Here is a 12,995-nt window from a genome sequence, read left to right as displayed (position 1 = left end):
CGGCGGCCGCCGCCGAAGCCAGTCGTCCGCTGCCCGATGATGTCTGGCAACCCGAGCCGACCGCCCGCGAACCACAGCAACCGGCCGAGCCGCGTGGCCCGAACTTCATCGAACGCGCCATCAGTGGCGCACGCAACTGGCTGTTCGGCGGCAATACCGTGCTGCGGGTTGGCGTGGTGCTGTTGTTCCTCGGCCTGGCCTTCCTGTTGCGCTATGCCACCGAAGGCATGGTGGTGCCGATCGAGTTGCGTTACGCCGGTGTCGCGGCGGCGGCGTTGGGCCTGCTCGCTCTGGGCTGGTGGCTGAGACTGCGCAACAGCAATTACGCGCTGATGCTGCAAGGCACAGGGATTGCGGTGTTGTACCTCACAGTATTTGCCGCGATGCGTTTGCATCCGCTGCTCGACCCCACGGCGGCACTGGGGTTGCTGGTGGTGGTGACGGTGTTCTCGGCGATTCTGGCCATTACCCAAAACGCGTTGGGCCTGGCCGCCGCAGCCGCACTGGGCGGTTTCGCCGCGCCGATCCTGACCTCCACCGGTGCCGGCAACCATGTCGCGCTGTTCAGCTATTTTGCCCTGCTCAACGCCGGCATCCTCGCCATTGCATGGTTCAAGGCCTGGCGACTGCTCAACCTGATCGGTTTTGTCGGCACCTTCGGTATCGGGTTTGCCTGGGGCCTGCGTTCCTATAAACCGGAACTGCTGTGGAGCACCGAGCCGTTCCTGATTCTGTTTTTCCTGATGTACCTGGCCATCGGCCTGTTGTTCGCCCGGCGCAAATTGCTGGAAATGAGCGATGCGCCCGAGGACGACAGCCGCGATGCACTGTTGCACTGGTCGGCGCGCAAGGGTGATTACGTCGACGGCACGATGCTGTTTGCGCCACCGCTGGTGGGCTTCGGTTTGCAGTTCGCGCTGGTGGAACATCTGGAATTTGCCGCGGCCTTCAGCGCCTTGGCGCTGGGCATGATTTACATGGGCCTGGCCCGGTTGCTGATGGGCGGTCGAGCACTGTTGTTGGCCGAAACCTGCCTGGCGCTGGGGGTGATCTTCGCCAGCCTGGCGATCCCTCTGGGGCTCGACGCGCGTTGGACCGCCGCAGCCTGGGCGGTGGAAGGCGCGGGGATTTTCTGGCTCGGCCTGCGTCAACAACGACCATTGGCCCGCGCCTTTGCCTTGCTGCTGCAGCTGGGCTCGGCGCTGGCCTTTCTCAGCGAATTGCGCAGCGGCGAGACCAGCCTGCTCGATGGCGCGCCGCTGGGGGCGTTGATGCTCGGCGTGGCGCTGCTGTTCAGCTTCTACCAATTGCGCAAAGCGTCACCCGAACAGGTATCAAAGTGGGAACGCCAAGGCTTGCCGGTGCTGGCCTGCCTGGGCCTGACGTTCCTCTATCTGTTGGCGCCGCTGTTTTTCTTCACTCATGGCACAGCGATCAGTTGGGCACTGGCCGGGTTGGCGACGCTGTTCGTCGGCCTGCGCCTGCAATCGCGGGCGTTCCTGTTCAGCGCGTTCGCTGTGCAACTGCTCGGCGGTGCGTTGTTCCTGGTGCGGTTGCAAGGGGCGAGCGGTGAGTCGGCTGCGGTGTTCAGCGCCGGCTGGAGTGGTTTGCTCAGCGCATCTCTGATCGGGCTGGCACTGATCGCGGGCATGTTGTTGGCGGCCCGGGACGAAATGGTGCGCAGCGACGTGCGTTTGCTGCGCGGCTTGTCGGTGGTGTTGTTGGCCGGCCTGGTGCTGATCAACCTCGCGGTGCTGTTCGTGTTGCCGTGGCAAACCGCGAGTGCGGTCTGGGCGGCCAGTGGTTTATTCATCATCTGGTTGAGCCTGTACCTGAAGCAGCGGGTGAGTTTTGTCTTTGGTCTGCTGTTGCAGGTGATCGGCGGCGTTGCGTTCCTGTTCGCCGGGCCGGACCTGCTCGGGCCGCTGCTCAGCGAAGGCTTGCGACCGTTGGCGCATAGCGGGTTCTGGACACCGTTGGTGCTGGGGCTGGCGGCGTTTGTCGGGGCCTGGCGTTTGCAGCTCGGCAACCATGCTTCGGCTTTCGATGTGTTGAGCTTGCAGCGCTTGTCCGAAGTGTTGCTGGTGTGGGGCGCGGGTTGGTGGGCACTGGCGTGGATCAGCGAAGTGCTGCGTTTTGCGCCTGTGAACCTGCAAGCGACGTTGTTGCTGGCGGTCGCGGCGGTGAGTGTGGCGCTGTGGGCGGTGCTGGCGCTGCGCCTGAAGTGGTCGTCGCTGGGCTTGCTCTGCACCTTGCTGATTCCCGCCGCCGGTCTGGTGTTGCTCGCGGCCTGGCATTCGCGTTATCACCCGGCCGCCAACTTCGGCTGGCTGGTTTGGGCCGCGGTGTTCGTTGTGCATTTCTTATCCCTGCGGCGCCTGGCGCCGATGCTGATCGAAAAAGCCCTGAGCACCGCCCATGTGCTCGGTTGCTGGCTATTGATCGGCGTGCTGGCCCTGGAGCTGCGTTTTGGCTTGCTGCTGCTGTCGGAGCAGTACAACGCCTGGCGCTGGTTGGGCTGGGCGATTCTGCCGAGCCTGTATCTGGTGCTGATGGCCGCACCGCGCGCGTGGCCATGGCCAGTGTCGGCTTATTCCCGCGAGTACCGGGTCTATGCCGCTGCGCCGTTGGCGTTGTTGATGCTCGGCTGGTTCTGGCTGGCGAACATCGCCAGCGACGGCACCGCCGAGCCGTTGCCGTATGTGCCGCTGATCAACCCGCTGGAGCTGGGCCTGTTGTTCGCCCTGTTCGGCGTTTATGTCTGGTCCCGCAACGCAGTCACACAACTGGCGATCCGCAAGGATTACGCCGATAACGCCACGCAGGTGATTGCCGGTGTTTCGCTGTTTGCCTTCTTCACCGCGCTGGTGATGCGTGCGGCCCATCACTGGGGTGGCGTGCCGTTTGCGCTGGATCTGCTGCTTGAATCGATGCTGGTGCAGGCCGGCCTGTCCATCGTCTGGACCTTGATGGCCCTGAGCCTGATGATCGGTGGGCATCTGCGTCACCGCCGTGAAGTCTGGCTGATCGGCGCGGCGCTGATCGCGCTGGTGGTCGCCAAATTGTTCTTCGTTGAATTGAGTAACCGCGGCGGGCTGGCGCGGATCGTGTCGTTTATCGGCGTTGGCGTGTTGCTGTTGGTGGTGGGCTACTTCGCCCCGTTGCCACCCAAGCGTGCCGAAGCCGCGCCGGGTGCTGAAAAACCGGCCCCTGAAACCGAAGGAGTGTCGTCTTGAGTCAGAAGCTGAACCTGGGCTGGTGCGGTGCTGTTGTGCTGGGTGTGACGCTGTCGGTCGGCGCGCAGGAAAAACCTGCGGACTTCGCTACGCAGGTGCCGTTGTCCGTGAGCGGCGAGGGCCCGTGGTATCGCCTGGAATTGCCCTTGGGCGTGCAACTGAACGCACGGCAAACCGATCTCAGCGATGTGCGCGTGTTCAACGCCGCCGGTGAGCCTCAGGCGTACGCCTTGGCCCGAGAGCCCGCGCAGACCCGCGAAAACCGTATGCTGACCGACGTAAAGTGGTTCCCCTTGTACAACTCGGCGGACGACACTGAACGCACGCCGAGCGTACGGGTGCAATCGAACACCAACGGCACGTTGATCGAAGTGCAGCCGTCCAGCCAGCTGGAGGCGGGCGAAGAAGAACTGCGCGGCTGGTTACTCGATGCCAGCGGCATCAAGGCGCCGTTGCAGCAATTGATCCTCGACTGGACCAGCGAACGCGACGGTTTCCAGCGTTTCAGCATCGAAGCCAGCAACGATCTGCAGCATTGGCAGTCGTGGGGTGAAGGGCAGGTGGCGCGTCTGACGTTTGCCGACGAACGGGTCGAGCAACATGAAGTCGGCCTGCCGGGGCAATCGGCGCGCTATTTGCGCTTGCTGTGGAGTTCACCTCAGTCGGCGCCAGTGCTGACCTCGGCGCAACTGGAAAGCACCAATCCTCGCACCTTGCCGCTGCCGTTGGTCTGGTCGCAACCCCTGGCCGGCAGCAGCGTGAAGGCCGGTGAGTACATCTGGCAATTGCCGATGGGGTTGAACGTCCAGCGTTTGCAGATCGAGCTGAATCAGCCCAACAGCCTGGCACCGGTGACGTTGTCAGGGCGCCGGGAGACCAGCCTGCCGTGGCAACCGCTGACCAACGGTTTGCTCTATCGCCTGACCCAGAATGGCCAGGACGTGGTGCAGAACGAACTGCAGTTGTCGGGCCAGACCGTACAGCAATTGAAACTGACGGTGGATGAACGCGGCGGCGGCCTGGGCGCCGAAGCACCCACTGTGCGGTATGCCGTGCGCTCTACGCAATTGGTGTTCCTGGCACGTGGGGCCGGGCCTTATACGCTGGCGCTGGGAAGTGCGACGGTGAAGGCTGCAAGCTTGCCGTTGTCGACGCTGATTCCCGATTACAGCGCGGCGAAGCTGGCGACGTTGGGCAAGGCGACGGTGGACGGCGGGGCAGTGGTGACCCCGGTGGCGACAGCGCCAACGGTGTTGGGTACAAACTGGAAAAAGATCGGGCTGTGGGCGGTGTTGCTGCTCAGTGTGTTGTTTCTGGGGGGCATGGCGTTCAGTTTGCTGCGCAAGTCTGCTGCTAAATCCTGAGGCTGGCTGGCGCTGCCCGCGAAGGCGTCCTTCCTGCCACCAAAAATATTGAAACTGCCGCCAATCGCGGCCCCATTTCCAACTACGCTCAACCCCGCGCATGAACTCTATTGGACGTATCACGTCTGATAGGAGGAAATGCGCCCCGACTCGCGTTAAACTGCGCGGGTTTTTAGCCCCCCATTCCTCCGGAGCCGTCCATGTCCCGCGTTACCCTGAGTCGCTATTTGATTGAGCAGACCCGCAGCAACAACACTCCTGCCGATCTGCGTTTCCTGATCGAAGTGGTGGCGCGTGCCTGTAAGGAAATCAGCCACGCCGTCTCCAAAGGCGCCCTGGGTGGTGTCCTGGGCAGCATGGGCACTGAAAACGTCCAAGGTGAAGTGCAGAAGAAGCTTGATGTGATGTCCAACGACATCCTGCTCGAAGCCAACGAATGGGGCGGTCACCTGGCCGGCATGGCATCCGAAGAAATGGACAATGCCTACCAGATCCCGGGCAAATACCCGAAAGGCGCGTACCTGCTGGTGTTCGACCCGCTGGACGGTTCGTCGAACATCGACATCAACGCGCCGGTCGGTACGATCTTCTCGGTGCTGCGTTGCCCGAACGAATACCTGACCCAGAACGAGCCTTTGAACGAAAAGGCCTTCCTGCAGCCAGGCACTCAGCAGGTTGCCGCCGGTTACGCGATTTACGGTCCACAGACCATGCTGGTGCTGACCCTGGGCAATGGCGTCAAAGGCTTCACCCTGGATCGTGAAATGGGCAGCTTCGTACTGACCCATGAAGACATCACGATCCCGGAGTCCACGCAGGAATTCGCGATCAACGCGTCCAACAAGCGTCACTGGGAAGCGCCGGTACAACGTTACGTCGACGAATTGCTGGCTGGCGATGAAGGCCCGCTGAAGAAGAACTACAACATGCGTTGGGTCGCCGCGATGGTGGCCGACGTGCACCGCATCCTGACCCGCGGCGGTCTGTTCATGTACCCACGCGACAGCCGCGAGCCGTCGAAGCCGGGCAAACTGCGCCTGATGTACGAAGCCAACCCGATGTCGTTCCTGGTGGAACAAGCGGGTGGCGCATCCACTGACGGCCACCAGCGCATCCTCGACATCCAGCCGGAAGGCCTGCACCAGCGTGTTGCGGTGTTCCTCGGTTCGAAAGAAGAAGTCGCACGCGTCACGGCTTACCACAAGGAATAAACCATGACTGCGCCCTGGCAGCCGTTGCTCGAATGGTGGTTCGGTTCTCTCGAATTCCCCAACGAAATAGCGGCTGACAAGGGCAGGTTATGGTTCGGTAAACGCGACAGTCAGGACCTCGAAGCGCGGATGCGTTTCGGGGACCTGGTCGAGCAGGCACTGACCGGCGGATTGACCGAATGGGCGCAACGCCCCGAAGGTTGGCTGGCCCTGGTGCTGTTGCTCGATCAACTGCCGCGAATGATCTTTCGCGACACCCCCAAATCCTTTTCAGGCGATCTCAGGGCCCAGGCACTGGTAGCGCAAGGCATTGCCGCGGATTTCGATCGGCAACTGCGCCCGATCCAGCGGCTGTTCATCTACTTGGTGTTCGAACACTGCGAAAATCTGGCGGTGCAGAACGAAGCGGTTTCGCGGTTTCTCGATCTGGTGGAACAGCAACCGGAGGCGGACCGGGCGGTGTTTGCCAACAACCTGGATTACGCCGAACGGCATCAGAAGATCATTGCGCGATTTGGACGGTTTCCCCATCGCAATGCGGTGTTGGGGCGTGAATCTACGGCTGAGGAAATTGAGTTTCTTTCAGGGCCTGGATCCCGCTTCTAACTGATCGTTCCCACGCTCCGCGTGGGAATGCAGTCCGGGACGCTCCGCGTCCCTTCCAGAGTCGAACGCGGAGCGTCCGTTGAGGCATTCCCACGCAGAGCGTGGGAACGATCAGCGCTCGGTAGTTAGATCCTGAAACTGCCCACCAGCTGCTTCAACCGCGCCGCCTGCTGTTCAAGATCGGCACACGCACGCAAAGTCGATTGCAGGTTTTCCACACCTTCCTGGTTCAGCGTGTTGATCTCGGTGATGTCGACGTTGATCGACTCCACCACAGCGGTCTGCTCTTCAGTCGCGGTGGCCACCGACTGGTTCATCCCGTCGATTTCACCGATACGCTGCGTCACGCTGCCCAGGCGTTCGCCGGCCTGGTTGGCGATGCCGACGCTGCTTTCGCTTTGGCGCTGGCTGTCGGTCATGGTGCTGACCGCTTCCCGGGCGCCGATTTGCAACTCTTCGATCATCTTCTGCACTTGCTGCGCTGAATCCTGAGTGCGGTGGGCGAGGTTGCGTACTTCGTCGGCCACCACGGCAAAACCACGGCCGGCTTCACCGGCACGGGCCGCTTCGATAGCCGCGTTGAGGGCCAGCAGGTTGGTCTGTTGCGAGATGCTGGTGATCACTTCCAGAATCTGGCCGATGTTCACCGTGTTGCTGTTCAGGGTTTCGATGTTGCCGCACGAATCGCTGATTTTTGCCGACAGCTGGTGCATCGCGGCGATGGTTTTATCCACTACCTGCTGACCGTCTTCGGCCAGGCTGCGCGCGTCGCTCGAATGTTGCGAGGCGAGGGCGGCGTTCTGGGCAATTTCCTGGGCAGCGGCACCGAGCTGGTTGATCGCTGCCGCGACGCTGCTGGTGCGCGAAGCCTGTTGATCGGAGTTGAACATCGACGAGTTCGAGGCCGCCACTACGCGTAGGGCGACTTCGTTGACCTGGCCGGTGGCCGAAGATACTTCGCGGATCGAGGTGTGGATACGCTCGACGAAACGGTTGAACGAGGTGCCCAGGGCACCGAATTCGTCCTGGCCATGAATGGTCAGGCGTTTGGTCAGGTCGCCTTCGCCCTCGGCGATGTCATGCATGGCCCGGCCCATGATCAGCAGCGGCTGCATCAGCACGCGGATCAGCATACTCAGCAGGGCGATGATGATGACCACAGCGATAACCATGGCGATGATCGCTGAGGTGCGGAACTCGCTGAGCATCGAGAATGCAGTTTCCTGATCCAGTACCAGCGCCACGTACCAGTCCGCCGACGGCACACCGTTAACGTGGGTGAAGGAGATGAACCGGGTTTTACCGTCCAGTTCGACTTCCTTCAGGCCCGGGCTGACTTTCGGCGCGCCGTTGGGGTAGGCGTCGGCCAGGTTCTTGAGCACCAGTTTACTGTCCGGGTGGATCAGGATCTTGCCGTCGGCGCTGACAATGAACGCATGGCCGTGACCGCCGAAGTTCAGTGAGTTGATGATCGCGCTGACGCTGGACAGGTCGATATCTGCACCGGCGACGCCAATCATCTGGTTCTGGTGCTTCACCGGCGTGGCCACGGTGATCACCAGTTTGCCCGACGACGCCGCAATGTAGGGTTCGGTGACGATGGTCTGTTGTGCGTTGTTGGCCGCCTTGTACCAGCCACGGGCGCGGGGGTCGTAGTCCGCGGCGCGGTTACCGGCCGGCACAGAGAACATCACGCCATCGGTACCGCCGAAGTAGCTCAGCTGGAAGTTGCTGGTGTAGGCCGGCAGATCGATAGCGCGCTTGAGGTTGGCTTGGGCGCTGCCATCCACGGCGATCTGCTGGGACAGCGATTGCAGCAACTGGATGCGGCTTTCCAGCCAGGTCTGGATGTTGCTCGTGGTCAGGCTGCCGAGTTCCTGCATCGAGGACTCGGTACTGCTGCGCAGGGTTTGCCGCTGGCGGTAGTCGTTGAACAGGATGAAACAGGCGAATGCAACGGCCACCACGAGAGCGGCTGCCAGTAAGATCTTGTGGCTAAACTTCATGTTTCTGGTCATTAAATGATCTACCGCGCAGTGGCTGGTCAGCAAAGGGGCGTCAATTTGCCACAGTCGAGGGCTTGGCGCTGCTTTTATGTCGACTGGCCAGCGCCAAAGATTAGGCGGGTTTTGACGAAAACCGACGAAATACTCAACGACGCGAGAAAGTGGCTGATTTATCGGCAAAAGGCTGACGAGCGGCCTGATAAATAGCCGGACACTCAGGGAACCAGGCAGGGGTTTTCTCTTCTAAGCTTCTGGTTGGCAACATGCCACCCCCCTTCCGCTCCAGGAGTTACACCATGTCGCTGCGTTCTATCGCCTTGCTCTCGTTCTGCGTGCTGTTGGCCGCGTGCAGCAAGATCAATCAGGAAAATTACTCAAAGCTGTCGACTGGCATGCCCAAGGCCGAGGTTGAAACCTTGCTGGGCAAACCAGCCGATTGCTCGGGCGCGCTCGGCATGTCCAGCTGCACCTGGGGCGACAAAAACAGCTTTATCAGCGTGCAGTATGCCGGTGACAAAGTGCTGATGTTTTCGGGCCAAGGCCTGAAGTAAACCGGGGCTTATGCGCCCACGGGAGAAAAAAATAATGAAGCGGTTCCTGATCGTTCTTTTGGCCGGCCTGGTATTGGCCGGCTGCGCCTCTTCGGGCGTAGATCCGTTGGCGCCAAAGACCGTCAACAGCGTCAACCTCAAGCGCTACCAGGGAACCTGGTACGAATTGGCGCGTCTGCCGGTGTATTTCCAGCGCAACTGTGCGCAATCCGAAGCCCATTACAGCCTCAAGCCTGACGGTGAGATGGCGGTGCTGAACCGCTGCCTGACCTCGGAGTGGCAATGGGAAGAGGCCAAGGGCACGGCTTATCCACAGGTACCCGGCAAGGCCGACAAACTGTGGGTCGAATTCGATACCTGGTTCTCGCGATTGATACCCGGTGTGTCGAAGGGAGAATACTGGGTGTTGTACGTCAGCGATGATTACAAGACCGCGATTGTCGGCGACCCGAGCCGCCATCATCTCTGGCTGCTGTCACGGACCCCAACGGTCAATGGCGTGGTGCGTGAAGAACTGCTGAGCAGGGCGCGTCAGCAGGGGTATGACACGACACGCCTGATCTGGCGCACGTCGGATAGCAAGATGGCCAAGACCTCGAATTAACCGCGCGGTTGAAAAAAGATCGCAGCCTGCGGCAGCTCCTACATTGATCCGGTTGACCGTGATAATACGGACCAACACGGCCCCTGTAGGAGCTGCCGAAGGCTGCGATCTTTTTTTTGCCGTTTAGCCCAGAAGGTCGCGCAGGACTTGGGTGAATGCCCGGTTGCTCTCTTCTTCGCCGGCATGCCGCCCATCGCGCACGACCCACTGGCCATTGACCAGCACATCCCGCACCTGGCGATCGCCGCCGGCAAATAACCAGCGATTGAGAATCCCGTCGCCACTGGCCGTCGCCAGGTACGGATCGTTGCCATCGAGCACCAACCAATCCGCGCGCTTGCCGACTTCCAGGGCACCAATCGCCTGGCCCAAGGCCTGGGCTCCGCCATCCAGTGCCGCGTCGTACAGCGTGCGGCCGACCATCGGCTGATTCGCGCCATACAACCGATTACGCCGTTGATCGCGCAGACGCTGGCCGTATTCCAGCCAGCGCAATTCTTCCACCACGCTCAACGACACATGGCTGTCGGAACCGATACCCATGCGCCCGCCCTGCGCCAGGAAGTCCACCGCCGGGAAAATCCCGTCGCCGAGGTTGGCTTCAGTGGTCAGGCACAGGCCGGCGATGGCGCGGCTCTTGGCCATGAGCGTGACTTCTTCCGGGTTGGCGTGGGTAGCGTGGACCAGGCACCAGCGCTGATCGACTTCGGTGTTTTCGTACAGCCATTGCAGCGGACGGCGACCGCTCCAGCTCAGGCAGTCATCGACTTCCTTCTGCTGTTCGGCGATGTGAATGTGCACCGGGCACTGCTTGTCGCTGGCCGCCAGCACTTCGCTGATCTGCTGCGGTGTGACCGCGCGCAGCGAGTGGAAACACAGGCCGAGCGACTGCGCCGGTTGCTGCGCCAGAATCGGCTGCAAACGCGACTGAAGCTTCAGGTAGTTTTCGGTGCTGTTGATGAAACGGCGCTGGCCTTCGTTTGGGGCCTGGCCGCCGAAACCTGCGTGGCTGTAGAGCACCGGCAGCAAGGTCAAACCGATACCGGCGGAGCTGGCCGCCTGGCTGATGCGCAGCGCCAGTTCGGCCGGGTCCGCATACGGCTGGCCATTATTGTCGTGATGTACGTAATGAAATTCAGCGACCGATGTGTAACCGGCCTTGAGCATTTCGATGTACAGCTGACGGGCGATGACGCCGAGTTGGTCCGGGCTGATTTTTCCGACGAGCCGATACATAAGATCGCGCCAGGTCCAGAAACTGTCATTCGGATTACCCGCCACTTCCGCCAGGCCGGCCATGGCCCGCTGGAAGGCGTGGGAGTGTAAATTCGGCATTCCCGGCAGCAGCGGACCGCTCAACCGTTCGGCGCCATCTGCGTGGGAATCGGCCTGGATATGGGTCAGCACGCCATCGGCGTTGACTTCAAGACGTACATTGTTGGCCCATCCACTAGGCAGCAGCGCGCGTTCGGCAAAGAAGGCGGACATGGTTCAGCACCCCATCGTGTGTTATTTGTATATACATATACAGACGTTTGCCTGCTCGGTAAACTCCGGCAAGCTAGCAACTTCTAACTGATGAACAAGGATTAACCGTGCCGACTCCGCCTGCAGTCTCCCCGTTGGCCGCGAACATGGGCGACAGTCCGGCGCCCTTGTACGCCCGCGTGAAACAGATGATTACCCAGCAAATCGACAGTGGAAACTGGCCGCCGCACTACCGCGTTCCGTCGGAAAGCGAGCTGGTCAACCAGCTGGGTTTCAGCCGCATGACCATCAATCGCGCCCTGCGCGAGATGACAGCAGACGGCCTGTTGGTGCGTATGCAAGGCGTCGGAACGTTCGTCGCCGAGCCGAAAAGTCAGTCTGCGCTGTTTGAAGTGCACAACATCGCCGACGAGATCGCCTCCCGTGGCCATCGTCACACGTGCAAGGTGATCACCCTCGAAGAAGAGGCCGCCGGTTCCGAGCGGGCCCTGGCCCTGGACATGCGCGAAGGCCAGAAGGTGTTCCACTCGCTGATCGTGCATTTCGAAAACGATATCCCGGTGCAAATCGAAGACCGTTTCGTCAACGCGCTGGTGGCGCCGGACTACCTCAAGCAAGACTTCACCCTGCAAACGCCTTACGCCTATCTGAATCAGGTCGCGCCGTTGACCGAAGGCGAGCATGTGGTCGAAGCGATTCTCGCCGAGCCGTCCGAATGCAAGTTGCTGCAGATTGAAAAGGGCGAGCCGTGCCTGCTGATTCGTCGTCGCACCTGGTCCGGCCGTCAGCCAGTGACCGCCGCCCGTTTGATCCACCCTGGTTCCCGTCATCGTCTGGAAGGACGGTTCCATAAATAAAAAGAGCCATAAATGAGTCAATTGAAGGTTTTACGCGCCGAAGATTATCCCCGCATGCCGTGGAAGAACGGCGGCGGCAGCACTGAAGAAATCACCCGTGATACCGGTGTAGGCCTTGATGGCTTTGGCTGGCGCCTGTCGATTGCCGACATTGGCGAGTCGGGTGGGTTTTCCACCTTTGCCGGTTATGAGCGGGTGATCACCGTACTGCAAGGCGAGGGCATGACCTTGCGCGTCGATGGCCGGGACACGCGGGCGTTGTTACCGCTGGACCCGTTTGCCTTCAGTGGCGAGAGTCATGTGTCCTGCGCATTGCTCGGCGGGCCGATTCGCGACTTCAACCTGATTTATGCGCCGGATCGTTACAGTGCGCGGTTGCAGTGGCTGGAAGGTAAGCAGCGGTTTTTTAGTGAGGCCGGGACTCTGCTGGTGTTCAGTGTCAGTGAAGCGCTTGAAGTGATGGTCGGTAACAGCGCATCGCAACTCGGTCGCCATGATTGCCTGCAACTGGACGGTAACGTCGGTCTGCTGGACGTCGCCATCAATGGCTCGTGCTGTGTGATCGAGCTGATCGCACGCTGATTCAAAATCCCCAAAAGATCGTCCGAACGCGGCCCGAGCCTTCGGACGATCTTTTGCTTTCAAGCGTTCCCCATCGCGCACCAATTTGTTACCGAACGCCCCAGCGTGGCGCAAAACCACGCTCAAGTAACAACCAGCGCGTCGCCGAAAAAATCCCCTCGAGAAATTTCATCTACGCCAGAACCCTTGATCCAGGCGCTTTACAGCCCTTCCAGAAATTTTCTTGGATGCTCATCCAACAAGTTGGCCGCTTGATTGCATATGCTTGTATGTACAAGTAAAGACGTATGTGTATGAGTCACGAAGACTCAACCATCGTCCACTGATTCGCTGATGTGCACTGATGCCCATCGGCTTGCTCGCCCACTGCCTGGGTTGGTTTGGATTGATTGCTGAGGAGTTCTTTTCGTGACTGAGAATAAACCTACTAAGTTTCGTGACGTTGAAATCCGCGCATCGCGTGGTAACAAGCTGACCGCCAAGAGCTGGC

General features: G+C 60.7%; 10 protein-coding genes and 1 pseudogene. 8 read left to right on the top strand and 3 right to left on the bottom strand.

What is annotated here, in order from left to right; all coding sequences use genetic code 11:
- The 4 genes from PMI21_RS25225 to PMI21_RS25240 all read left to right on the top strand — a co-directional run.
- The coding region (locus PMI21_RS25225; protein ID WP_007933968.1) for a DUF2339 domain-containing protein at positions 1-3,236 on the top strand (3,236 nt) is incomplete at its 5' end.
- Positions 3,233-4,600 (top strand): DUF3999 domain-containing protein, encoded by a 1,368-nt coding sequence (locus PMI21_RS25230; RefSeq protein ID WP_007933967.1) that lies wholly within the window; start codon positions 3,233-3,235, stop codon positions 4,598-4,600. The genes PMI21_RS25225 and PMI21_RS25230, both read left to right, overlap by 4 nt.
- Positions 4,601-4,800: 200 nt before the next feature.
- Positions 4,801-5,811 carry a class 1 fructose-bisphosphatase gene (locus PMI21_RS25235; RefSeq protein ID WP_007933966.1) on the top strand — a complete coding sequence of 337 codons (1,011 nt, stop codon included), beginning with the start codon at positions 4,801-4,803 and terminating at the stop codon, positions 5,809-5,811.
- Between the two features lie 3 nt (positions 5,812-5,814).
- A complete protein-coding gene (locus PMI21_RS25240; protein ID WP_007933965.1) occupies positions 5,815-6,417 on the top strand; it encodes a DUF924 family protein in 603 nt (200 codons plus the stop codon).
- A 125-nt stretch (positions 6,418-6,542) separates the two neighbouring features.
- On the opposite strand, the gene PMI21_RS30130 is transcribed toward PMI21_RS25240, so the two are convergent.
- Both PMI21_RS30130 and PMI21_RS30125 read right to left on the bottom strand, forming a co-directional pair.
- Positions 6,543-7,307 carry a methyl-accepting chemotaxis protein gene (locus PMI21_RS30130; protein WP_443200756.1) on the bottom strand — a complete coding sequence of 255 codons (765 nt, stop codon included), beginning with the start codon at positions 7,305-7,307 and terminating at the stop codon, positions 6,543-6,545.
- Between the two features lie 93 nt (positions 7,308-7,400).
- Positions 7,401-8,423 (bottom strand): annotated as a pseudogene (locus PMI21_RS30125) (HAMP domain-containing protein); the annotation flags it as partial.
- A 296-nt stretch (positions 8,424-8,719) separates the two neighbouring features.
- On the opposite strand from PMI21_RS30125, the gene PMI21_RS25250 reads away from it, so the two are divergent.
- A complete protein-coding gene (locus tag PMI21_RS25250) occupies positions 8,720-8,974 on the top strand; it encodes a hypothetical protein (protein ID WP_007933963.1) in 255 nt (84 codons plus the stop codon).
- A gap of 34 nt (positions 8,975-9,008) precedes the next feature.
- Positions 9,009-9,578 carry a lipocalin family protein gene (locus PMI21_RS25255; RefSeq protein WP_007933962.1) on the top strand — a complete coding sequence of 190 codons (570 nt, stop codon included), beginning with the start codon at positions 9,009-9,011 and terminating at the stop codon, positions 9,576-9,578.
- Positions 9,579-9,701: 123 nt separating this feature from the next.
- Here the strand turns inward: PMI21_RS25255 and PMI21_RS25260 are convergent, their stop codons facing one another.
- Positions 9,702-11,066 carry a formimidoylglutamate deiminase gene (locus tag PMI21_RS25260; protein ID WP_007933961.1) on the bottom strand — a complete coding sequence of 455 codons (1,365 nt, stop codon included), beginning with the start codon at positions 11,064-11,066 and terminating at the stop codon, positions 9,702-9,704.
- A 146-nt stretch (positions 11,067-11,212) separates the two neighbouring features.
- Here PMI21_RS25260 and hutC point away from each other — a divergent pair, with 146 nt between their 5' ends.
- A complete protein-coding gene (hutC, locus tag PMI21_RS25265; RefSeq protein WP_161793960.1) occupies positions 11,213-11,923 on the top strand; it encodes a histidine utilization repressor in 711 nt (236 codons plus the stop codon).
- A 12-nt stretch (positions 11,924-11,935) separates the two neighbouring features.
- The gene (locus PMI21_RS25270; protein ID WP_007933957.1) at positions 11,936-12,505 is read left to right on the top strand and encodes a HutD/Ves family protein; all 570 of its coding nucleotides are present in this window, start codon (positions 11,936-11,938) and stop codon (positions 12,503-12,505) included.
- The last annotated feature ends 490 nt before the right edge of the window (positions 12,506-12,995 follow it).

Source organism: Pseudomonas sp. GM18, from assembly GCF_000282195.1.
Classification (GTDB): Bacteria; Pseudomonadota; Gammaproteobacteria; order Pseudomonadales; family Pseudomonadaceae; genus Aquipseudomonas.
This window is presented reverse-complemented; position numbering and strand designations above follow the sequence as displayed.